The 23,100-nt window shown below is 55.7% G+C and carries 21 protein-coding genes; 6 read left to right on the forward strand and 15 right to left on the reverse strand.

Annotation, left to right across the window (positions count from 1 at the left end; all coding sequences use genetic code 11):
* Position 1 precedes the first annotated feature (1 nt).
* The 6 genes from HMPREF9162_RS06145 (at position 2) to HMPREF9162_RS06170 (ending at position 5,733) form a co-directional block, all read left to right on the forward strand.
* Complete coding sequence (locus HMPREF9162_RS06145) at positions 2 to 763, forward strand: glucosaminidase domain-containing protein (protein ID WP_009438767.1); 762 nt, start codon at positions 2 to 4, stop codon at positions 761 to 763.
* An 18-nt stretch (positions 764 to 781) separates the two neighbouring features.
* Positions 782 to 2,413: an ABC-F family ATP-binding cassette domain-containing protein gene (locus tag HMPREF9162_RS06150; RefSeq protein WP_009349324.1), complete on the forward strand. Its 1,632-nt coding sequence runs from the start codon at positions 782 to 784 to the stop codon at positions 2,411 to 2,413.
* 32 nt (positions 2,414 to 2,445) lie between these two features.
* Entirely contained in the window at positions 2,446 to 4,041 is a 1,596-nt protein-coding gene (locus HMPREF9162_RS06155; protein ID WP_009438915.1) for an AarF/ABC1/UbiB kinase family protein, read from the forward strand.
* Positions 4,042 to 4,044: 3 nt separating this feature from the next.
* Complete coding sequence (aroH, locus tag HMPREF9162_RS06160) at positions 4,045 to 4,404, forward strand: chorismate mutase (RefSeq protein WP_009438707.1); 360 nt, start codon at positions 4,045 to 4,047, stop codon at positions 4,402 to 4,404.
* Positions 4,405 to 4,600: 196 nt separating this feature from the next.
* On the forward strand, positions 4,601 to 4,942 hold the full coding sequence (locus tag HMPREF9162_RS12950; RefSeq protein ID WP_071586907.1) for a helix-turn-helix transcriptional regulator: 342 nt from the start codon (positions 4,601 to 4,603) through the stop codon (positions 4,940 to 4,942).
* Complete coding sequence (locus HMPREF9162_RS06170; RefSeq protein ID WP_009438753.1) at positions 4,858 to 5,733, forward strand: uracil-DNA glycosylase family protein; 876 nt, start codon at positions 4,858 to 4,860, stop codon at positions 5,731 to 5,733. Before HMPREF9162_RS12950 ends, HMPREF9162_RS06170 begins: the two co-directional genes overlap by 85 nt.
* Before the next feature lie 126 nt (positions 5,734 to 5,859).
* On the opposite strand, the gene HMPREF9162_RS06175 is transcribed toward HMPREF9162_RS06170, so the two are convergent.
* From HMPREF9162_RS06175 to murD, 15 genes are all read right to left on the reverse strand, one after another.
* Positions 5,860 to 6,897, reverse strand: a complete 1,038-nt coding sequence (locus HMPREF9162_RS06175; protein WP_009438646.1) for a zinc-binding dehydrogenase — start codon at positions 6,895 to 6,897, stop codon at positions 5,860 to 5,862.
* A gap of 112 nt (positions 6,898 to 7,009) precedes the next feature.
* The gene (locus HMPREF9162_RS06180) at positions 7,010 to 8,284 is read right to left on the reverse strand and encodes a PTS galactitol transporter subunit IIC (RefSeq protein ID WP_009438789.1); all 1,275 of its coding nucleotides are present in this window, start codon (positions 8,282 to 8,284) and stop codon (positions 7,010 to 7,012) included.
* Between the two features lie 75 nt (positions 8,285 to 8,359).
* The gene (locus tag HMPREF9162_RS06185) at positions 8,360 to 8,650 is read right to left on the reverse strand and encodes a PTS sugar transporter subunit IIB (protein WP_009438702.1); all 291 of its coding nucleotides are present in this window, start codon (positions 8,648 to 8,650) and stop codon (positions 8,360 to 8,362) included.
* Between the two features lie 30 nt (positions 8,651 to 8,680).
* A complete protein-coding gene (locus HMPREF9162_RS06190; protein ID WP_009438679.1) occupies positions 8,681 to 9,151 on the reverse strand; it encodes a PTS sugar transporter subunit IIA in 471 nt (156 codons plus the stop codon).
* Positions 9,152 to 9,341: 190 nt separating this feature from the next.
* Positions 9,342 to 11,261 (reverse strand): BglG family transcription antiterminator, encoded by a 1,920-nt coding sequence (locus HMPREF9162_RS06195; protein ID WP_009438887.1) that lies wholly within the window; start codon positions 11,259 to 11,261, stop codon positions 9,342 to 9,344.
* Positions 11,262 to 11,408: 147 nt separating this feature from the next.
* Entirely contained in the window at positions 11,409 to 12,656 is a 1,248-nt protein-coding gene (gene ftsZ, locus HMPREF9162_RS06200) for a cell division protein FtsZ (RefSeq protein ID WP_175282251.1), read from the reverse strand.
* A 387-nt stretch (positions 12,657 to 13,043) separates the two neighbouring features.
* Positions 13,044 to 13,889 carry a HisA/HisF-related TIM barrel protein gene (locus tag HMPREF9162_RS06205; protein ID WP_009438851.1) on the reverse strand — a complete coding sequence of 282 codons (846 nt, stop codon included), beginning with the start codon at positions 13,887 to 13,889 and terminating at the stop codon, positions 13,044 to 13,046.
* 21 nt (positions 13,890 to 13,910) lie between these two features.
* Positions 13,911 to 15,482, reverse strand: coding sequence for a PTS sugar transporter (locus HMPREF9162_RS06210; RefSeq protein WP_009438808.1), 1,572 nt, complete (start codon positions 15,480 to 15,482; stop codon positions 13,911 to 13,913).
* A gap of 21 nt (positions 15,483 to 15,503) precedes the next feature.
* Positions 15,504 to 16,292 (reverse strand): DeoR/GlpR family DNA-binding transcription regulator, encoded by a 789-nt coding sequence (locus HMPREF9162_RS06215; protein WP_009438706.1) that lies wholly within the window; start codon positions 16,290 to 16,292, stop codon positions 15,504 to 15,506.
* A gap of 201 nt (positions 16,293 to 16,493) precedes the next feature.
* Positions 16,494 to 16,844: a small basic family protein gene (locus tag HMPREF9162_RS06220; RefSeq protein ID WP_009350761.1), complete on the reverse strand. Its 351-nt coding sequence runs from the start codon at positions 16,842 to 16,844 to the stop codon at positions 16,494 to 16,496.
* Position 16,845: 1 nt separating this feature from the next.
* A complete protein-coding gene (locus tag HMPREF9162_RS06225; RefSeq protein WP_009658367.1) occupies positions 16,846 to 17,541 on the reverse strand; it encodes a DUF881 domain-containing protein in 696 nt (231 codons plus the stop codon).
* The gene (locus HMPREF9162_RS06230) at positions 17,542 to 18,270 is read right to left on the reverse strand and encodes a cell division protein FtsQ/DivIB (RefSeq protein ID WP_009438888.1); all 729 of its coding nucleotides are present in this window, start codon (positions 18,268 to 18,270) and stop codon (positions 17,542 to 17,544) included.
* A complete protein-coding gene (murC, locus tag HMPREF9162_RS06235) occupies positions 18,267 to 20,597 on the reverse strand; it encodes a UDP-N-acetylmuramate--L-alanine ligase (protein WP_009438800.1) in 2,331 nt (776 codons plus the stop codon). The genes HMPREF9162_RS06230 and murC overlap by 4 nt, the downstream gene beginning before the upstream one ends.
* Positions 20,598 to 20,602: 5 nt before the next feature.
* Positions 20,603 to 21,718, reverse strand: a complete 1,116-nt coding sequence (murG, locus tag HMPREF9162_RS06240) for an undecaprenyldiphospho-muramoylpentapeptide beta-N-acetylglucosaminyltransferase (RefSeq protein ID WP_009438747.1) — start codon at positions 21,716 to 21,718, stop codon at positions 20,603 to 20,605.
* Positions 21,715 to 23,094, reverse strand: coding sequence for a UDP-N-acetylmuramoyl-L-alanine--D-glutamate ligase (gene murD, locus HMPREF9162_RS06245; RefSeq protein WP_009438901.1), 1,380 nt, complete (start codon positions 23,092 to 23,094; stop codon positions 21,715 to 21,717). Before murD ends, murG begins: the two co-directional genes overlap by 4 nt.
* Between the last annotated feature and the right edge of the window lie 6 nt (positions 23,095 to 23,100).

A 23,100-nucleotide genomic window follows, 5' to 3' on the forward strand; every position in this document is an offset into this window, starting at 1 on the left:
TTTGCGAAAGGAAATTGTTCTGTGCGGCGTCACTGCCGCAGCTCTCAGTATCTCACTCCTCACCGCGTCCGTCACGGCGGACGCGCGCCGTGCCCACGATCCTGCGACCGCGACAAAGGTACATACGGAGCGCACGGCCGACGCACCGAAAAAGGCAGATTTTCGCGCGCGTATCAACGCGCTCCTGCAGGAGACGGCGCCGCCCGCACCTGCAGAGGGGGAACCGGTATTCAGCGTGCCGCGTACCCTCTCAGCGTACGACACCGCGATCATTGGCACGCCGCTCGCGACGGAGGAACAATGCGTCGACTATCTCCTAAGCGTGAACCCGCATCCCGCCATCTCCGTCTCGCCGCGCGAGCTTGTCTCCTACTACTATGAGGAAGGTGCGCGCGAGGGCATCCGCCCGGACGTCGCCTTTGCTCAGGCACTCAAGGAGACGGGATTTTTCCGCTACGGCGGCACGGTGTCCCCGGATCAGAATAATTACTGCGGGCTCGGGACGACGAGCACGGCGGTGAAGGGAGCTTATTTCCCTACCTCGAAGATGGGCGTGCGCGCACACATCCAACATCTGCTCGCCTACGCATCGACCCGCAAACCCGTCCACCCTGTCATAGACCCGCGCTACACACTCGTACGGAACGTCTACGGCACAAGCACACTCGATCATTGGCAGGATCTCAACGGACGCTGGGCAGTCCCCGGCGACTCTTACGGACAGAGCATCCTCTCAATGTTCCGCGCGATCCTGCAAAAATAGAGAAGGAGCACGGCATACATGATCACAGTCAACAATCTGAGCTTACAATTCGGCAAACGCGTCCTCTATAAGGATGTCAACCTGAAATTCACGCCCGGCAACTGCTACGGTATCATTGGCGCAAACGGCGCGGGCAAATCGACATTCCTCAAGCTCCTCTCGGGCGAGATCGAGCCGACGGGCGGCATCGTGGACATCACCGCGGGTGACCGTCTCGCCGTGCTCCAACAGGATCACTACGCGTTCGACGAGGTGGAGGTGCTGCGCACCGTCATCATGGGACACGCGCGTCTCGTGGAGATCATGGACGAGAAGGACGCGCTTTACGAAAAGGCGGATTTCTCCGACGAGGACGGAATGCGCGCCTCCGAGCTAGAGGCGGAGTTCGCCGAGCTCGACGGCTGGAACGCGGAGACCGAGGCGGCACAGCTCCTCAACGGACTCGGCATCCCCGACGCGAAGCATCACCTCAAGATGAACGAACTCGCGGCGGCGGAAAAGGTGCGCGTCCTGCTCGCACAGGCGCTCTTCGGCGCGCCCGACATCCTCCTGCTCGACGAGCCGACGAACCATCTCGACGTCTCGTCCATCAACTGGCTCGAAAACTTCCTCGCGGACTTCCCGAACACGGTCATCGTCGTTTCGCATGACCGCCACTTCCTCAACCAAGTCTGCACCTATATCTGCGACGTGGATTTTGGGAAAATCGAACTGTATGCGGGCAACTACGATTTCTGGTATCAGTCGAGTCAGCTCGCGCTCCAGATGGCGAAAGACGCAAACAAGAAGAAAGAGGAGAAGATCAAAGAGCTCCAAACCTTCATCCAGCGCTTTGCCGCGAACGCCGCAAAATCCCGGCAGGCAACCTCGCGCAAGAAGCTCCTCGAACGCATCACGCTGGAGGACATCAAGCCGTCGGCACGCCGCTACCCCTACATCGCATTTACACCCGACCGCGAGGCGGGCGATCAGCTGCTGACCGTCGAGGGGCTCTCCAAGGAGCTCGACGGGCGTCAGCTCTTCAAGAACGTCAGCTTTACCCTCAAAAAGGGCGACAAGGTCGCCTTTGTCGGACCGAACGGCGCGGCAAAGACCATGCTGTTCAAGATCCTCATGGGCGAAGAGACTGCAGACGAGGGCACGTTCAAATGGGGCGTCACAACGACGCAGACCTACCTGCCCGCCGACAACAACGCGTATTTTGACGGCGTAAAGCTGAACCTCGTGGACTGGCTGCGCCAGTATTCCAAGGATCCGGACGAGACCTTCGTCCGCGGCTTCCTCGGGCGGATGCTCTTTTCCGGCGAGGAGAGTCAAAAACGCGCCGAGGTGCTCTCCGGCGGCGAGCGCGTCCGCTGTATGCTCTCGCGCATGATGCTCTCGGGTGCGAACGTCCTCCTCTTTGACGAGCCGACGGATCACCTCGACCTCGAGTCCATCACCGCCCTCAACAATGGGCTGATGTCGTTCGGCGGCACGATCCTCTTCGCATCGCGCGACCACGAGTTCACGCAGACCGTCGCAAACCGCATCATCGAGATCACCCCCGTCGGCGTCGTCGACCGCATCTCGACCTACGACGAATACCTCTCCAACGAGACCGTCAAACAGCAGCTCGCAGAGAAATACAAAGCCGCGGGCGCAAACTAAGTTTCAAAAATGCCGCACAGGAGGTGGCGATCATGTTCACGGGATTTTTGCCGGGCGCTGAAAATAAAAATGCCGCCCTGCGTCTGCGCGAGATGGTCACCGTCCTGCGCCGCCACGATATTGTGCACGGACTGACGCCCTCGAAGCTGCGCGCTATCTTCGAGGATCTTGGTCCCACCTTTGTAAAGTTCGGGCAGATCATGAGTATGCGCCCGGACTTTTTGCCGACCGAATACTGTGACGAGCTGATGAAGCTCCAAACGGGTGCGAACCCCCTCCCCTTCTCCGTCATCCTCTCCGTCGTCGAGCAGGAATACAATAAAGACTGGAACAAGGTGTTTCGCGAAATCGACAGTACACCGCTCGGATCCGCAAGCATCGCGCAGGCGCACCGTGCACGGCTCGCCTCGGGCGAAGAGGTTGTCATCAAGGTGCAGCGCCCCGGCATCCACGACATCATGCGCATGGATCTCATGCTCATGAAGCGCGCCGCAACCATCATCCGGCTCGTCAGCCGCGACGAGGTCGTGGATTTTCGCACGCTCATGGACGAGATGTGGAACATCGCAAAACAGGAGATGGATTTCCTCATCGAGGCAAGTCACATTGAGGAGTTCGCCCATCTCAACCGTGAAAATCCCTTCATCGCCTGTCCGCGCGTCATGCGCGACCTCTCCACCCAGCACATCCTCGTCATGGAGTACATCGACGGCATCCCGCTCGACCAAGCGGAAGCACTTCATGCGGCGGGCATCGACGTCACGCAGATCGGACGGCGGCTCGGCGAGAACTACGCAAAGCAGATCATTGAGGACGGATTCTTCCACGGCGACCCGCACCCCGGCAACATCCGCGTGCGGGGCGGCACGATCGTATGGCTCGATCTCGGCATGATGGGACGCCTCAGCAACCGCGACCGTACCGCCCTGCGCCGTGCGATCCTCGCGCTTGCCACGCACGATACATTCGAGATGAAATCCGCCGTGCTCTCCCTCGGCATCGTCAAGGGGCGCATCAACCACGCGCAGCTCTATCAGGACATCGACGTCATGATGGAGCAGTACGGCAGTCTCGACTTCACCGACGTTCACATGGGCGTCCTCACGAACCAAATTTTAGGCATCCTGCGCGTGCATCACATCGGCTGCCCAAGCGGGCTTGCCATGTTCGCGCGCGGCGTCATGACCGTCGAGATCGTCATGCGCCGGTGCGCCCCGGAGGTCAGCTTCCTCGAAATTTTCGCCCGCAGTCTATCCCTCGGGATCGTGAGCGGCATGTCGTGGAAAGAAGGTCTGAATAAGGCAAAGCAGGAAGGCGTCATGCTCCTGCGCAAATCCGTGCAGATCCCCGAACAGCTCGCCGACCTCCTCAAGATGACCATGAGCGGACAGGCGAAGCTCAACATCGACCTCACCGGCTCCGAAGAGCCCGTGCAGCGGCTTGACAAGATGATCAACAAGCTCATCCTCGCGCTCCTGTGCGCGGCAAGTCTCATCGCCTCGAGCACCCTCTGCACGACGAATATGCAGCCGCAGGTCGCAGGCATTCCCGTTATCGGACTGCTTGGGTATCTCATCGCCTTCATGCTGAGTATGCGTCTCATCTGGGACGTTCATAAGGGAGTGTAGTCTATGCGCGGCATACGCGGCGCCACAACTGTGGAGCGCAACGACAAAGAAGAGATTTGGCAGGCGGCACAGGAACTCGTCCGCGCCCTCGTCGACGCCAACGGCATCGCCCCCGAGGACATCGGCGCCGCCATCTTCAGCGTCACCGAGGATCTCACCGTGGCATTCCCGTCGACCGGCGCGCGCCGCCTCCCGGGATTTGACCTCGTTCCCCTATTCGACGCGCGCCAATGCGCTGTCGAGGCCAGCCTCCCCCGCTGCATCCGCGCCCTCCTCCTCGTCGATACGAATTGTTCACAAAAAGAGATGCACCACATCTACCTGCGCGGCGCCGCGGGACTGCGCCCGGATTTGGAGGGGTAATCTCCACCGGTAGTGAAAATATAAGATATTACCCCGTTCGAAGAACTCTTACTGCCAAGAGTTCTTTTTATTTTCTCCGTGCTCAAGCTATGTTTGAGTTATAAATTTAACAATTCAAGTTTTGCTTGCTGTACGTGCTAAATTTCATATGATATAATTATATTAAAATATCGCATAGACTAAAGGGAGTACATTTATGAGTTTTGGTTTAATATTAAAACAGGCGCGCACGCATAAAAAACTCACACAGATCCGGTTGTCAGAGCTGCTGTCCGTATCTCCCCAGACCATTAGCGGATGGGAACGAAACGTGTATTTTCCCGAACAAGACAAACTGCTCAGGTTGGCAAAAATCCTTGATCTTTCATTGGGCATTCTTACTGAAAATTCCCCTGAGAGAAGGATAGAGAGGAACACAATATCGTACACAAAGACGCGAAGGAGCATCATACTATGCATAAGGATACAAAAGTTATTGCGATCTGCGATCTCTCTCGTGATAAAGCCGAAGAGAAAATCAAACGATATAATCAATTAGTCTATGATGTGGATCATTTCGATGCCAAAGCGCTGTCGGAAATAAATTTAGAAACATTTTCGGAGCATTATAGCGACGATCTGAGGCAAATCAATCTGAAAGAAATCAATCTGTGGAGCTATTGGCAGGGCGGCCGCAGTCATTTGGATGCCGATATACTTCTTGTTGGGCAGGATTTTTCTGGACTTGAGGGGGACAATCCCATATTGGACTATCAAAAAGATCGATTCGACTATTTGAAAGACATCGCCGGGTATTCTACAACGGATAACAACCTCTGCGAGCTGTTCGCCGAACTCGGTTTCCCCGATCTGCGCAACAACCGCAATACATATAGGCAACTCTTCTTCACGAATTTTGTTCCATGGTACCGGAAGAATATGGAAAGGAATTCGGGCGGTTTTAACCCCAAATGGATAGCCCCGAGCCTCCCCTTCTTTAAGTGCTTGGTTGAAATCATCGAACCAAAAATAATTCTTTGTCTTGGTCAGGAGATCTTTATTGCCGTATTAAAAGTCGGCGGAAAGAGTCATAAGCGCGGCGGCTATAACAAAGTAATAGAAAACGGTGCGGTTGAGATAGAAATCGGTAGTGTAAAATCAGCGGTATATCCTTTGGCACATCCGGGCAGCTTGGGAACGAGCAATCGTAAAAGGGGAACCTCAGAAAAAGATGGGTTATCCCTTCAAAAAGCAGATTGGCGGAAAATCGCAGAGAAACTAGCTGACGCAGGACGCCCGCTCGGTCCTTTTAGATGGATGCCCCGCGTTATAAGACCGACGGATGTTTGAGTGTTTTTTGATCGGACGCACAATAAGTATAAAGCGCTCAGCTGCAGACAGATAGAATCCCCCTAAAATGACGGATTCATATGAACCGTTATCTTAGGGGGATTTTTTAGAGATTTTTATGCGGTATTACCCGATCGGGTGCATGACGATCTTCGTCGCTTCACCGCTCTTAAGCAGATGATAGGCCTTGTCCCACTCGTCGATGCCGACCTCGTGCGTAATCATCTTATCCGCGTCGATCTTCCGCTCGCTCATGAGCTTCAGCGTCGGCTCCCAGTCGTGCGTATTCTGACTACGGCTGCCGACGACGGTCAGCTCCTTCTGAATGATCTTGGAGAAATCTACAGTCACTTCGTTTTGCGCAAAGAGCCCAACCTGTACGTACTGTCCGCCCTTTTTAAGAAGATCCATGCCGAGATGCATAGACGGCACAGCGCCCGTGCAGTCATAGCAGACGTCCGCACCGTAGCCGTCCGTCAACCGGTCGACGAGCTCCTTAACATCATCCTTCTGCACGTCCACAATGTGTTCGACACCAAATTTCTCTTTGGCGATTGTGAGGCGCGGCAGATCCTGTGTGAGCCCTGTCATGACGACTCGTCCCCCCTGCGCCATAACGACCTGCGCGACGAGGAGGCCGATGGGTCCCGGTCCTAAGACGAGTACGATCGATCCCGGGGGAAATTTAGCCTTGTTGACGCTGTGGTATGCGCATGCCGCAGCCTCTGTGATGGAAGCCTGCCGCGTCGTCACGTTCTCGGGCAGGACGTGCACACTCTTTGCGCGGGCGAGTACGAATTGCGCCATCGCGCCGTCCTGCTGCGTGCCAAGCCCCTTGCGGCTGGAGCAGAGATTGTACTCCCCGCTTTTGCAGTAACGGCAGTGTCCGCAGATCTTAAACGTTGTCTCTGATGTCACACGATCGCCAACTTTGACATTCGTGACACCCGAACCGACTTCGGCAACGACTCCGGCGAATTCATGTCCAATGGTGAGCCCCGCAGCATCTGCGTTATAATGACCTTCGAACGTATGAAGATCACTGCCGCAGATACCGATGTACTCCACGCGGATTTTAACCTGACGTTCTCCTACGACGGGTTCCGGTTTGTCGATAACTTCCCAGTGTCCCGCGCCTTTCTCCATCTTTACCAATGCCTTCATAAGAATTCCTCCTATCCCCGACGATCGGTTTCACCGTATGCGGCAAAACCTCCAAAAAAGCAGGGAACGCCTTCTCATGAATGCGCTCCCCGACTCGTAAAGCTGCGGCTGTTCAAGCGAACAGCGCAAGGATCTTGAAGATAACGAAGTTGACGATATTACCCGCCTGGTCGATGCTGGAAATGAGCGCCGCTCCTTCCGGCATTTTAAAGTTCGCAGTCACCCCCATCGATGTCTGGAACTCGGCAAGCGTCGTGCCGATGATGAGGCAGACGCCGATTACGATCAGACCGCTGATGACCGAGTGAATGATATTGCCGCGTGCAGCGGCAACGATCATCGCAACGAAGAAGGGAATGGTCGCCAGGTCGCCGAACGGCAGCATGTTGTTGCCCGGCAGGATAACGGCAAGCAGCAAGGTGAGCGGAACAAGAATCAGCGCGGTGGCAATGACGGCAGGATGCCCTGTCGTCACGGCCGCGTCAAGGCCGATGTAGAGCTTAGCATTCTCGGAGTCTTCGCCGAAGCGCTTTTGAAGGAAGTTGCGCGCGGCCTCGGAGATCGGGATAAGCCCCTCCATGAGCAGCTTGACCATGCGGGGCATGAGCACCATAACGCCGGCCATCGCCATGCCGATCTGTACGATTTGACCAACATCGTAGCCGGCCAGCGCACCGAGGATACACCCAAGAATAAGCCCCATAAAAATAGGTTCGCCAAAGATGCCGAAGCGCTTCTGAATGGTTTCAGGGTCTGCCTTGAGATCCTTGATGACGGGAATTTTTTGGATCAGCCAAACGAGAGGAATTCCGATGAGGGAGTTCGCCATCGTGGAGCCCGTAGGGACGGAGACCCCCGGCAGATCATAGTATTTCTCCATATACGGCGCCGTCCAATCCGCGAGTTTCAGCATTGCGATCTCAAACAGAACCGCAGCCGCAATCGCAAGAGGAATGCTGCCGTTAATGGCATAGACACACGCCCCGCAGAAGGTGAAGTGCCAGTAGTTCCAAATATCGACGTCCATCGTCTTGGTCGTCTTTGTGATCAGCATGATGAAGTTGACCAAGAGACCGATCGGCAGGATGAGCGCGGCAATCGGTGACGCCCATGCGAGACTTGCCGACCCCGGCCAGCCGATGTCGATGATCGTCAAGTTAATGCCAAAACGAGCAACCATTGCCTGCGCAGCGGGTCCGAGGTTGTCGACGAGCAATGCAACGACAAGACCGATACCAACAAAGCCGACACCGATCGTCAGCCCTGAGCGGAAAGATTTGGCCGGACCGAGGCCGAATGCCAGTCCGATGAGGAAAATAAATACCGGTAAGATGACCGTTGGGCCAAGGGCCAGGAATGCCTGAACCAAGGGAGTTAAACTTTCCATAAAAACAGCTCCTTTCGCCGGGCCGACGACATTCCGCACACAAAGGACGATGCGGAACGCTGTCGACCGTATCCATTACTTTTGAAGCTCGGCAAGGATTTCCTCTTTTGTCTTGTCAAGCCCTATGCCGGTGAGGAATGTGCGCCCGTTGATAACGGGGAAGTTATACTTATCCTTATCCACGACGGTCGTCGTGATCAGCAAGTCGGCGCGATCTGCGTAGGCCGGTACCTCCATCATTTTACACTGGATGATTTCAAGCTGCAGCCCGTTGGCCTTTGCCAACTCTTCCAGCGCGTTGTTCACAACCGTCGATGTGGCAATACCTGTCCCGCATGCGACCAATACAACCTTCTTATCGTTCATAATGATGCTCTCCTCTCAGTACTACAACCACTAAGCTTCAACTTTCGAAAGACGTTCTTTGACGAAACTGCAGATTTCTCGTGCCGATGCCCCCGTCTTAATCAGCTGCAGGGCGTCCGCATCCTGCAGGATTCCCATCAAGTTCTGCAGCAGCGTCAACTGCGCATGCGCTTCCTTCATTGCCAACATGAAGATACAATCGACGGAGACGGTTTCTGTGTCATCTCCCATGACAATAAAATCCACGGGCTTCTTAAGGCGCGCAATACAAACAGCCGGCGTATTCACATGCTCCACATCCGTATGCGGAATTGCAACGCCGCCAAGGACAGTCGGCAGACCGGTCGCAAAAATTTTCTCCCGCGCAATAACGGCATCCGCGTAGCTTTCCTTCACATGTCCCTGTTCCTGCAGCCGCTGTGCCGCCTGCCTCAGGAGATCGAAGCGATCCTCTGCTTCCACATCCAAAAGTACAAGCGCTTCATCGAGTGCAACGTTCATCTTTTTCCCTCCTTTCATCCATTTCAGATAGCTTAAGATATTTTCTATTATAGACAATCTGTGTTGTCTTTCATAGGCATATCTGCTTCCCAAAATGCGGAAAAAATACACCTTCATTCATTATTTCTGTTTCCGCAATTACCCAAAGCGGAAGCACTTTCCCTCTCATTGGAAAAGCACAAAAAAGCGGTTATAAAACCGCCGTAAATTCCTCAAGAAACCTCTCGTAGGACTGATGCTTCAAAAGGGAGTCAATCCCATGCTCCGTCTTGATGTACTCATAGAGTTTCAAGAATATCTTTTCCCAAAGTGCCGCCTTTTCTTGTTCAATATTCATAAGAAAGACGACACGTACGGGCATATCCTCCCACTGAATCGGCCGCCTTAAAATGAGTACCGATATGTTCGACACCTTGCACTCGGCAGAAAGCGCATGCGGAATCGCCGCAAGTGCACCGATCGCGGTCGAAGACATCCGTTCACGCTCAAAGACAGAGGCCTTCCCCTCCGCGTCCATCCATCCTGCTGCGACGGCCTCATCCGTAAGGAACTCAAGGCACTCGTTCCGTGTTTTGAAAGCCATGTCTGCATAGAATCCCTTTTTCCGAAAGAACTGCCGAACAGTTTCCGCATCCAGCACATCCTGCTTCCGGAACATAACGCGTCGGATTTTATCGACATCTTCACCGCGCAGCATATGGTTCACACGGATGATCTTCGGAGACGACATATGCAGCGATACGGTGGAGATAATATAGTCGGCCTCTTCCAGCATGTCCTCGGTCAGTTTGTACGCAGGCAATACGCTGATGACATGGATGCTGCTGCGGAAATGCTCCTCGATCTTCGCCTTCATAAGAACGGAGACACCAAGCCCCGCCGAACAAACGATGTAGACGCTCTTCGGCTGTTCATCTTCGTCCATACTGTTGCGGCTCATAGACGCACCGAAATGCAGTGCAATATAGCCGATCTCGTTCTCATCGAAGTCGATATGATCGATCTCACAGACCATTTTCGCTGCATAGACGGCGATCTGAAAGGCCAGAGGATAGTCCTGCTTTACAGATGCAAGGAGCTCGTTGCGGATGTTCATACGGAACCGGACGCGTGCAATTGCAATACGCAGGTGCAGCATCAAACCGTCTTTGAGATACTCATCCGCTGTAAAATCGAGTCCGAATTTCCGGTCGACGGCATCCAGCACCTTCTCGACGAGTTCCTTTATGTGCGTATCGTTGACCGTACTTCCAATATCCATGAGTTTCTTGCCCGCCAAAAGGCACTGCGTGATGTAGAACACCTCGCTGTAAGGGATATCAATCCCCGTATAGCGGAAAATCTCATTGGCAATCTCTTTCGCCGCGCCATATTCGAAGGTTTCTTCCAGTTTCTGCGCCATGCTGGAAAGGCAGTCGGCCGCATGGCCCCCGGTTGATCGCTGTATCGCAAGCGCCGTTTGTACGGAAAGATCCCTGCGCGCAGTGTCAGTGAGCTGAAGATGCCGCACGCTCGCCGTCTGCGTGAGAATCTGCTCCATCGCCTCGTTGCCGATACGGTCAAAGAGCAGACCGCACAATTTCTCATCGGTCACTTCATGCAGATAATTGACAATAAAGGCACGCAGATCTCCCTCCGTACCTTCGAGACGCAGCCCTTCCGCCTTATACTGAACGATTTTGAGATCGTATGCAGCAAATCGCTCGCGCACCGCGGTCAGGTAATTCTTGACGGTAGACAGTCCAATGTACATCTCATCAGCAAGGCTCATCTGTGTGATCGAGGCGTTCGTTAGACAGCATTCTAAAAAGCGGCTGACGATATAGTTCTGCCGCTCTTTCGGATGTAAAACGCCGACGGCAGCATTATTGCCGTCTACGAGCCGCAGGAGATCTTCCCCGTACTCCGCACCTTGCAGCTTATAGCCGCGGTTGGGTATTGCAAGAAGTGTACAGCAGCTCTTTGCAAGACATTCCTGCAAATATTTGATATCGGCACGGACGGTACGGGAAGAGACATCCAGCCTGTGCGCAAGATCTGCTCCTGTCATCCCATCCCGATGATGTAAGAGTATTTCTAAAATCTTCGTGCATCGCTCCTGCTTCCGCATCTCATTTCACCCCTAATTTATTCAGTCAGCGGGATATTTTCATGTTTTTGCAAAAAAGCTGAGAACGCTCTCAAATGCTCGTTCTCAGCTTTTCTAAATCTATATCTTTTCTCTAAGACGCGGTACTTTATCGTTATCGAAGGGATATCAGCGCTGACGCATCCACGCCGGAATATCAATGATATCGGTTCCGGCAGATCCCGTATTCGGCTCGACGACATTCATGCGTCCGCTGCCGCGGTTCGTATTCGGATGCGGTGGGACAACGGCGGATGCGGGGCGCGCTTGCGCCTGCGGCGGGGCTGCAGCAGGTGTCGATGCGGGGGCAGCCTGCTTCGCGGTATTTGCTCCCGGCAGGGGAATCGCCCAATCGTCGGTAAAGCCCGTTCCGGTATCTGAAAGTCCCTGTTCAGTCATGCCGAAGCCCGTGGCAACGACGGTGACGCGCACGGTATCCTCAAGTGCATCATCCACACCAATACCCCAGATGATATTCGCACGGCGCCCGTTCGCAGAGTTGACAATCATGCTGTTGAGCCACTCGGATGCCTCGTTGACTTCAAACATGCTGAGGTTGCGCGATCCTGTGAAGTTCAGGATGACGGAAGTCGCGCCCTCGATGCTCGTCTCGAGCAGCGGAGACTCGATCGCCGCCTTTGCCGCCGCAACGGACGCGCCCTCCCCGCGCGCTTCGCCGATCCCCATGATCGCACTGCCGCCGTTTGCCATGGTCGTATTGACGTCGGCAAAGTCGAGGTTCACGATGCCCTGATTTGTGATAAGATCGGTAATGCCCTTGACGCCCTGCCAAAGGACATTGTCAACCTTGCTGAATGCCTCGGTGACGGGCGTGTTCTTGTCGATGATTTTCATGAGCCGATCATTCGGAATCGTGATGATGGTATCGACATGAGCCTGCAAATTCTCAATGCCGGAATCCGCATTGCGTGCGCGCGTCATTCCCTCGTAAGAGAAGGGGCGCGTGACAACAGCAACCGTGAGCGCGCCGAGTTCACGCGCGCACTCCGCCACGACAGGCGCGGCGCCCGTTCCCGTACCGCCGCCCATACCTGCCGTGATAAATACCATATCCGCCCCGCGCAGTGCCTCGATGATCGCCTCGCGACTCTCCGTTGCGGCTGCCTCTCCGATCTCAGGACGCGCACCTGCGCCGAGTCCACGCGTACGCTTTTCCCCGATCTGAATACGCGTCGACGCCTTGGACTGGAGCAGTGCCTGTGCGTCCGTATTGATCGCGACAAACTCCACGCCCTGCAGCCCGGAGTCGATCATATTATTGACGGCATTGCCGCCGCCGCCGCCGACACCGACAACGATGATCTTTGCGAGTTCCTCAAAGTTATCGTCCATTTCGAACACAGCTTCAGCCTCCATATCGTAGTCATATCGTTTTCATCTATCAATAAGTAATGATTTTCCTTGCCTATTTTACCATGAATCAAGTCATATTTCCATAGGACAGAAAAATTTTTACGGTATATATCCATACCATCATAGTTTTTCAAATGCGCTGTGTCTCGTACACTGCTATTCCAATCTATGCTTACTGCGCCACCAGTATGATCTACTTCCGTGCCCTCGTTTTTATCAGTGTAAAAACTTCTATAGTTAATGATTATTTTATTCTGCTGGACATTCATGCTATAATACAAAAAGGAGAGGAAAATGTCGGTTTTCCTCTCCTAAGAGCTTATTTTTGTATGTTCGCTGCCAGCGGCTTCAATTTAAGCTCTTTTTGATATTTCGCCAAAACGTTCCCCTTTACTTCTCTTCGGGCAGGAAGCATTTGACGCTGCTGTGAATCGCCTGCGCAGCACAGTCGTCAAATGCAGTACCGACCACGATGATGTTGATCCCCGTATTGCGAAATGCTTTCTGGTTAACACTATTGATGCCCCCCTCAGCCAATGTGGGAACTTTCACAGATTCGACAAGCGCCTGGATGCGTTCCTTCATAACGGATGGAATTTCTCCCGCTTTCGTTCCTTCATAACTCATACCTGTCATTAAACCGATCATATCGGCACCTGCAGATTCCATCTCTTTTGCCGTTTTGGCGACATCTTCCGGCGTATCGGCAGGCAGTCCAAAGGGGTGCAGATCCGATGAACGCCCAATATACGCATCAACGAGCAGTCCATAACGATGTGCACGTTCAATCACTTCGGACAGATCTTCCAAAGACGTTTTATGTATATGCAGCCCGTCTGTTCCCGCCAAAGAAAGCATTTGAAAGTCGGCATCGCAAAGGATGACAGGCTTTACCTCAGTAAACCCACCGGGTACGCCTACCGTAATGTAAATATCTTCTCCCACAACCGCACGAACGCCGGAAACCACAGAAGCCATTTCTGCCAAGGGAACCTCGTGCCGAATCGCTTCTGCCGCATGCATATTATTGACCCCACGAAGTCCGCGAGCAAGCGCCACCGCCGGATGATTCGGCTCTAAAAGCCTGGCTCCCGCATCTACCGCGGCCTTCGCCATACGCGCGTCGTCACCGGTAATCCCCGTAGACAGCAGTGTGGTTCCGCCATGCTGCTCAATCGCATCCCAAACTTTCTTGCGTGCAATTTTCATTTTTCTTTGCATATCCGCTGTTATCATCACTATGGTCCTCCATTAAAATCACTGATCAGACGTACGATTTCTGGAACGTGCAATTTTATTCGCCAAAACAGTGAACAAAAAAGCGCTGAACATCGAAACCGCCATGCTGATCAAAAACCCGAGCCAATCCGAGGAAAGCGTCGGTGCAACGATGCTCGGCACATATGCTGTTCCGCGAACATTGAAAAAACCGACAAAAAGCCCGCCGATACAGGCCGAAGCCAATGCCCCGCCCAAAACGAACTTACTGGAAAACATGAACGGATAGGCGGCTTCAACAAACGTCCCAAACACCATGTTGATAAAAAGCCCGGGTGCAGCCAATGTGCGGTCGTCCTTCACACGGGGATAGACCACATTTGCCAGCATGATGCCTGCTGACACCATCACCAGTCCCACCATATCGATCGCACCCAAAAAACTGTTTCCGGTCTTTTCCATCTCAAGCAAAATAATCGGCAAAATCGCTCCATGGTACATGCCGCCCATGATTGCCGGCCAAATGAGAAGCCCGGCAATACCGCCGCAAAGTACCGAATTGATCTCCAAAGCCGTATTGATCACATAGCGGACGGCATCCCCCAGCATAATCGCCAATGGACCAATAAAGAGATAGATCGCAAGCCCCGCCAGGAGCCCCGAAATTCCTCCGGACACAATATTGGCAGTTGTTGTAGGAAATCCCAGCTTCAGACATTTCATGAGCAGATACTGCACCAGGACGCCTGCCAAGATTCCTCCGATGATCCCGCCGATCAACCCTCCTTTCACAGACAACACGCCCGTGATCACACCGGCAACGACAGCCACTTCTTCCAATCCTGAGACCTGTTTTGCCGCAACGGCCGCAACAATAACAGGCAGCGCTTCAATCATAAGATTGAATACGTTCTCAAAAGACTCCAGTCCGGGAATCTTGCTCAGAATCAAAGTAAGCGCCATGGCGATGAATCCCGGCAGCGAGGCCATCAAAACGCCCCGCACGCTGATTCTCGACCAAACGCTCCCCTGTGAGGCTTCTGGTAAGGAGACCGAACCTCCGATCGCAGGCTGATATTTCAAGCCCCAATGTTTCGACAAAGCGAATACGTTGGCAATAGCACGCGTCCGGTTTGTCGTCCCCGTCGTTCCGGAAACAGCCACAACATTCAGCCCCATTGCCTGGGCTTTTGCCATCGATGTGCCTCCCGTACCGGTCGCAGCTAGTTTCTTTGCAGCAGCAGCATGCAGCGCCTGTCGGTTTGCCCCTTCGGGATCGGCGCTGACTAGGATCACCCCGTCAATGCCGTCGTTTTCGATGCACGCGGCGATTCTCTCATCCTCTTTTACCGCCTCCGCATTCACCTCTTCCAAGGTGCCGCTGAATACTTTTCCGGCGCTTCCTCCATCCCATGTCCAAAGGCTGGCTTTTGTCGTAGGATGAACATGATCCATGGATGCCTCGGCGGCAATAAACTGTATTGCGCTGACTGTCATATCCGCTTTTTGTATTTGTCGGATTAGCTCTCCCAGCAGCGCATTCGGATCTTTGCCGCCCAGATTATACAAATTTCCGCCGCTGCTTCCCAGTATGACAACTTTCTTTTGCATTATGCACCCTCCTAAATAAATTTATTTATGGGGCGATTTTCTGAATGCATCTGCAATGATAACCTCCATCCCCCTTTCCTGCAATTTTTTCCGCATCGGAAAATTCGCTTCACCATCTGTAATCAGTGTGCAGACTGCAGGATAAGAGGCAACTTCGATAAACGACGTTTTGCCCATTTTACCGGAATCTGCCGCCAAAATTACTTTTTCCGACCGCTCAATAAACACTTTTTTCGTTTCGACTTCATCTATGTCAAAATCTGTAATGCTTCCATTCTGATCAATTCCCGCAGCCCCTAGAAAGAATTTATCAAAATGATATTGCCGAATGACACTTCTCGCAATAGGACCTCCTAGGCACAATTCCTTTTGTTTTAACAAACCTCCCACCAAATACACTTTTACATTTGTGTTATAGAATATGTTCGCTATCGGCAAACTCGACGTGAAAACCGTAATGTTTTCATGGGAACGCAATGCTTTCGCAATTTCCATCGTCGTGCTGCCAATGTCCAACGCGACAATATCTCCTTTTTCTACGAGATTGGCAGCTGTTATGCCAATCATTCTTTTTTGCTGTAAATTTTCACATTCACGTTCATCTAGGGAGGGCTCATGTCCTAGTTTAGATTTTGCCAGCATCGCTCCGCCGCGAAACCGAACAATCAACCCCTCTTTCTGTAATTTTCCTAAATCACGGCGAATCGTAACAGAGGAAGCATTAAATTTTTCCTCTAACTCTTCATTCTTAACTATGCTTTTTTGATATAATATGTTCATTATAGCATCTATTCGTTCAATTTCGCTCATTTTTGTTCACCTCAAAAATATTATAGCATACTAGTTAGAAAATGAATAGTGTATTTTCTAAAATTTTATCAAAATAATCCTTACATAAATTCTACGGCAAATTTGCATATAAAAAGCCACCAGTCGTTCCATGACTGATGGCACGAAATACATATTCCCTTCTGTGATACAAGAATTTTTGAGAATATGTCTAGGAATGTGTTACTTTGCGCCGTCCCGATAGTCCCTGAGCAGGTAGCGGCGGATGACCGCAAGGTTTTTGAAGATACGAAAACCAAACGCGAGCAGAGCAACGTAGTAGAGGTCGATGCCGAGACGGTCGCCGATAAAGACAAGCGCCGCGGCGAGCAGTGTGTTGGAGAAAAAGCCCGTGACGAAGACGTGCTTGTCGAACCGTTCCGAGATCGCCGAGCGCAGTCCGCCGAACGCAGCGTCAAGCGCAGCGACAAGCGCGACGGAGAACAGCTTTGTATAGGCGAGCGGGATCACAATGGGGCTCATATAGCCGATGAAGAGCCCGATGAGGACGCTGACCAAAACGATGTAGATCATTTTATTCCTCCGTCCTCTCTTCTGTCTCATGTGCATAGGTCTGATGAACACTCCCGCGATAGGGAGGAATGTAAACGTCGTCGCTCACCGTGATGTCGAGCTGAATCCCCCACACACTAAGGGTCTCGACGACGCCGCCGCGCATCTTGAGCGAGTTCTCGAGGGATTTCTTGTCCCCGATGGCACGGATCTCAAAGGGTGCGGAAGAGCGCACGTTATTGACCGAGAGCGTCGGTCCCGCACACCGGATCTCCGACGTGCCGACGAGCCTCTGTCCGTTGACAGAGATTGCCTCCGCCCCCGCCGAGCGCAGCTCGTTGATGACGCGCAGGAGATCGTCGTCGTGAATGATGTAGAGGTTCGGATTCTCGCCGGACTTCACCTTCTTCGTGCTGTCATCCATGCGCACGATAACGCCCTCCCCCGTGAGCGGGAGGAGCGCGGCACGGTAGCGCAGCATCTCCTGATCCACGCTGCTCTGCGCATCGGCGACTGCCGTCTGTACCTTGCGCAGCTCCTCGCCAAGCTCGTCGCGCTCATGCTCCGTCTGGAGCAGGCGGTCGGAAAGCTCCTCGATACGCTGCTGCGATATACTCCCCTTCGTATCCTGCACCGTGCGGAACTGCACGGCAATCATAAATCCGATCAATACGCAGACGAGTGCAATCATCCACCCGCCTTGCCGGAATTGTTTCATTTATTTCCCCTCTGTGGTCTTGTCCGCAAGTTTGATGGACGGCGCGTCATAGCTGAAATCGACATACTCGATCGTATGGCGCGTCGTCTTTTGATCCTGTAAAAAATCCTGGGTGAGCCCTGCTTTGTCCCCGATTCCATCAAGCCGTCCGAGCCGGATCGGCAGCGCGCTCTTCGTATACGCGACGACGGCGTCCGGCACAGTGATATTGACCTCGGAGATCTGCCCCACCTCCGTCGGCGCAATCTTACCGAGGAACCCAAGCACCTGCGCTACCTGCGCATCGGTATTGTCGTCCCCGATAAAGAGATCGCGCAGCTTGATGCCCGTGATAATGGGGATGTCCGCCCCCTTGAGTGTCCGGTAGCTCGCGATGACTTTTCCCTGCCGATCAAAATCGAGATATCCATAGTCGCACGCGACGGTCGCCACGGGCACCCGCTCCACGATGTCCATCTCGATCTTGTTCGGGAGCTGCCGCCGCACCACCGCCGACTCGATGCGCAGATCGTGCAGGAGGTTGATCGTGATGGCGTCCGTTTTCAACTCGAAAAGGCGCTGACCATACTGTATGCGAGCAATCCGGCAGAGCTCTTGCTCATCGAGGTTGACGTTTCCATGCACAACAAGCTGCCGGAACGTAAAGAGCGGCGAATAGATGAGTGCCGCGAGAATCCCCCCGATAGCAAGGAGATAGAGCGCCGCCCTGATGATACGGCGTGACTTCATCGTTGATACCCTGCCATCTCTAGTATTTTCTCACAGAGATCGGGGAAGGAGAGCCCGACGGCACGCGCCGCGTCCGGCACGAGCGAGGTCTCGGTCATGCCCGGCACGGAGTTCACCTCGATGGCATAGGGTTTTTCTGTCTCGCTCAGCATGACGTCGAGACGTGCCACACCTGTGCATCCGCACGCATTGAATGCACGCACCGCAAGTTCCTGCACCTCTGCCGTACATTCCGGGGAGATCGGCGCAGGCACGAGATGCGCAGACGCACCCGGCGTGTATTTACTTTCATAGTCATACCGTCCTGAGGTCGTTGTGATTTCAATGACAGGCAAGGCTTCCGCATGTCCGGTCTCCCCCCACACGACGACGGTCAGCTCGCGCCCCGCGATGAACTCCTCGACCAGCACCTCGCCGCCGTAGGAAAATGCCTCGTCCAAGGAGCTGCGCAGATCGTCCTCCTCTGTGACGATATAGACGCCGATGCTCGAGCCCTGTTCGGGCGCTTTGACCACGACGGGCAGAGAAAACGCCGCGAGAATCTCCTCCGCGATTTTCCCCGTATCCGTTCCGGCATAGAAACTGCGGAACCGCGGTGTCGCAATCCCCTCGGCGGCAAAGATGCGTTTCGCCGAGGTCTTATCCATCGTGAGCGCCGCCGCACGCACGCCCGAACCGGTATAGGGAATGCCGAGCATATCGAGCGTGCCTTGCAGAACGCCGTCCTCGCCGTATTTCCCATGCAGCGCGTTAAAGACGAGTGCGGGACGCAGTTTTTTGATCTCCTCAGCAAAGGTCGCGGGATTCAGTTCGATCCCGACCGCAGGATAATTCTTTTCGTGCAGGGCGTGCAAAATCGCCGCGCCCGAACGGCGCGAGACCTCCGCCTCGGTCGAGGGTCCGCCCATGACGACGGCGATCAGTCCCTCGGAACTGCCCGCCGTCCCTTCTTTCAGACGCGCGACGAGCTCTTCCCCCACCTCGAGGATATTGCCCGCGCCCATCGTGATGACGAGATCGCCGGGACGCACATGCTCCGCGAGATACTGCACGAGATCGGCGCGCTCCGGCAGATAGACCGCATCCTGCCCTGTTTGGCGCGCGACCTCCTCCATCAGCGTTTCACCGCTGATGCCCGGAATCGGCGCTTCGCCCGCCGCGTACACATCCGTCAGCAGCAGGAGATCCGCCGCGGCAAAGCATCCGCCGAATTCCGCGCGCAGGAGCTGTGTGCGCGAGTAACGGTGCGGCTGGAACACGCAGACAAGCCGTCCCGGCTCCGTCTGCCGCGCCGCCGCAAGCGTCGCCGCGATCTCGGTCGGGTGATGCGCATAGTCGTCAACCACCCAAATGCCGCGTTCCTTTCCCTTCGTCTGGAATCGCCGCTTCGCTCCATGAAAATGCGCGAGAGCATCCGCGATGCGGTCAAAATCGAGCCCCGCAAGACGCGCGACGGCGACGCAGGCGAGCGCGTTGAGGACATTGTGCCGCCCGGGAATGTGGAGGGAGATGCGTCCGAGCGCCGTGCCGCGCTCAAAGACGGTGAAGGAAATCACGGAACCGCACGTCTCGATATCCGCAGCGCGGTAATCCGCCGCCGCATCGATGGCATAGGAGACGACCGTGCGGTCGGTCTCCGCCCCGAGACGGCGCAGAATCTCGTTCTCGTAGCAGAGCACCGCCGTACCGTCCGCGTCGATCTGAGAGATGAACGTACGGAATGCCTCGATGATTTTCTCCATCGTGCCGTAGTGATCCATGTGGTCGTCCTCCACATTGGTCACGACGGCGATATGCGGGCGGAGCTTAAGGAAGGAACCGTCGCTCTCGTCCGCCTCGGAGACGAGATAGCGGCTCGTGCCGAGCTTTGCGTTCGTCCCGAGGTCGGGGACTTCGCCGCCGACGATGACGGTCGGCGATACGCTCGCGCGGTCGAGCGTCACGCCGATCATTGAGGTTGTCGTGGTCTTGCCGTGCGATCCCGCGACGGCGATGCCGTCGTACTCGTTGACGAGCGCCGCATTGATGTCCGAGCGGTGGAGCTTTGGGATGCGCAGATCCCACGCCGCGATCACCTCCGGATTGTCGTAGGGGATCGCGGTCGAGACAACGATGGCGTCCGCCCCGCGCACGTTCTCCGCACGCTGTCCGTCCGTCCGGATGTGCGCGCCGAGGCGCACGAGTTCCTCGATGATGGGCGACGTGCCCTGATCCGAGCCGGACACCTCGTAGCCAAGGAGCAGGAGAATTTTCGCGAGCGGACTCATGCCCGCCCCGCCGATGCCGACAAAATGTATCCGCCGAATACCGTGCAAATCCTTGAGCAATTCTTTCACCCTTCTTTTTTACAAATCCGCAGCGCGAGCGCTGCGATCTCATCCGCCGCGTCCGGCTTCCCGAGCCGGTGCATTGCCGCCGCCATCCCCGCACGGCGCGCATCGTCCGCGAGCAGTGCCGAAAGAGCTTCTTCCAGTGCCGCGGCGCTGATGTCGCGGTTCAAAATGACCTCTGCCGCGCCCACCGCTTCAAGCGCGCGAGCATTCTTTTCCTGATGATTCTCCGCCGCATACGGATACGGGATGAGAATCGCGGGCACGCCGCGCGCCGCCAGCTCCGCAAGCCCCGTCGCCCCCGCGCGGAACACGGCGATGTCCGCCGCCGCCATCGCCTGCGGCATGTTGTAGAGATACGGCAGGACGCGGATGTGCGGCGCATCCTCGAGCCGCACGCCCAATTCCCTCAGACGTGTGAGCATATCCGCGTGCTCGTCCGCGCCCGTCACATGGAGGTACTGTACCTCCCGCTGCGCCGCCGCGTGCGCGAGTACCTCGACCATCGCTCGATTGATGGAGCGCGCGCCGCGGCTGCCGCCCGAGATGAGCACCGTCTTTTTTCCAGGATCAAAGCCGAAGGACGCCGCCCCCTCCGCGCGCGTCGCCGTCAGCACCTCCGGGCGAATGGGATTGCCCGTCACGACGGTTTTTTCCTGCGGGAACACACGCCTGGCATCCTCCATGCCCACGGCAATCGCCGCCGCAAAATGCGCAAGCAGACGGTTCGTCACGCCCGCGCACACATTTTGCTCCTGCACGAGCGTCGGCACGCCCGCAAGGCTCGCCGCAAGCAGAATCGGTCCCGCGACATACCCGCCTGTGCCGATCGCGACGTCGGGACGAAACGCCCGGACAATGCCGCGCGCACGCACGAGCGCACGCAGCGCACGCCCCGCGCGCAGGACGTTCTCAAACGAGAGCCGCCGCTCAAATCCCGCAAGATCAATCGCCGCGAAGTCGATGCCCTCGCGCGGCACGATGTCCGCCTCAAGCCCGTGCGGCGTCCCGACGTAGAGAATGCGCACGCCCAGAACTCTTTTTTCGATCGCACGGATGATCGTAAGCGCGGGATAGATATGCCCGCCCGTGCCACCGCCCGATACGATGATGTTCATAGTCCGTTCACGATCCTCTTAAAGTCCCGTCCGCGCTCCTCATAGCCGCCGTACATGTCAAAGCTCGCGCACGCGGGCGAAAGCAGCACCGTCTGCGGCGGACGTGCAAGTGTATGCGCCAGATGCACCGCCGCTTCCATATCGTAGCCGACGCGGTGTATGTGCGCGGGGGCAATCCCCGCGTCCGCCGCCGCCGCCGCGAACCGCTCCGCCGCCGCCCCGACGAGGATCAGCTCGTCCGTGCGCTCCCGCACAAGCCGCATGAAGTCCGTGAGATCGGTCATCTTATCATCGCCGCCCGCAATGAGGACAATGTGACCGTCAAACGCCTCGAGCGCTTTGATTGCGGCATCCGTATTCGTCGCCTTGGAGTCGTTGTAGTATGGCACTCCGCCGATCTCGCGCACCGGCTCGATGCGGTGCTCCACGCCCCGGAAGCTGCGCAGGACGGGGCGCATCTCCTCCGGCGTCACCCCGGCGAGGAACGCCGACGCCGCCGCGGCGAGTGCGTTTTCCACATTGTGACCGCCGCGAATGCCGAGTTCCGCAATAGGAACGAGTTCATGCCGCACGCCGTCCCAAACGATCACGATCATCCCGCCGTCGATGTACGCGCCCTCCGCGAGCGCGTGCCGGCGGCTGAAGAGACAGACGCGCCCCTTCGCGCGCGCCGCCATGCCGCGCGTATGCGGATCATCGTCGTTCAGCACGAGGAAATCATCGGGGGTCTGCCATGCGAAGAGCTTTTCCTTCATCGCTTGATAGACCTCCATCGAGCCGTGCCGCACGATGTGATCGGGCGTCACGTTCAGCTCCGCCGCGATATGAACATGGAAATACTGCGTTGCCTCCATCTGGTAGCTCGAGATCTCCGCGGCGATTGCTCCCTCCGCCGGGATTCTAAGAGCCTCGTCGATGAGCGGTACGCCGATATTGCCGCCGACGCCCACGGCGGGGAAATGCGCGCGCAGGAGCTCGCCGAGGAGCGTTGTCGTCGTCGTCTTTCCGTTCGTTCCCGTAACGGCGCAGATGGGAGCGCAGGCAACCTCCCCCGCGAGTTCCACCTCGGTTGTCACGCGGATGCCGCGCGTGCGCGCCGACCGGACGAGCGGAATGCGATCCGGAACGGCGGGCGAGAGGACGAGCAGATCGACGCCCGCGAGCTGTTCTTCCCCCTGTGCGCCAAAGACGCAGGAGATTCCCTGCGCCCTCAGCGATGCGATATGTGTGCGCGTTTCCGCGTCCTTTTCAAGCTCCGGCTCGGATTTCGCATCCGAGAGCGTCACGCGCGCCCCTTCGCGCGCAAGATATTTTGCCGCGGCATAGCCGCTGATGCCCGCGCCGATGATGAGCGCAGTTTTTCCCCGATAGGACAATCCCTG

The organism is Selenomonas sp. oral taxon 137 str. F0430, from assembly GCF_000183625.1.
Taxonomy (GTDB): domain Bacteria; phylum Bacillota; class Negativicutes; order Selenomonadales; family Selenomonadaceae; genus Centipeda; species Centipeda artemidis.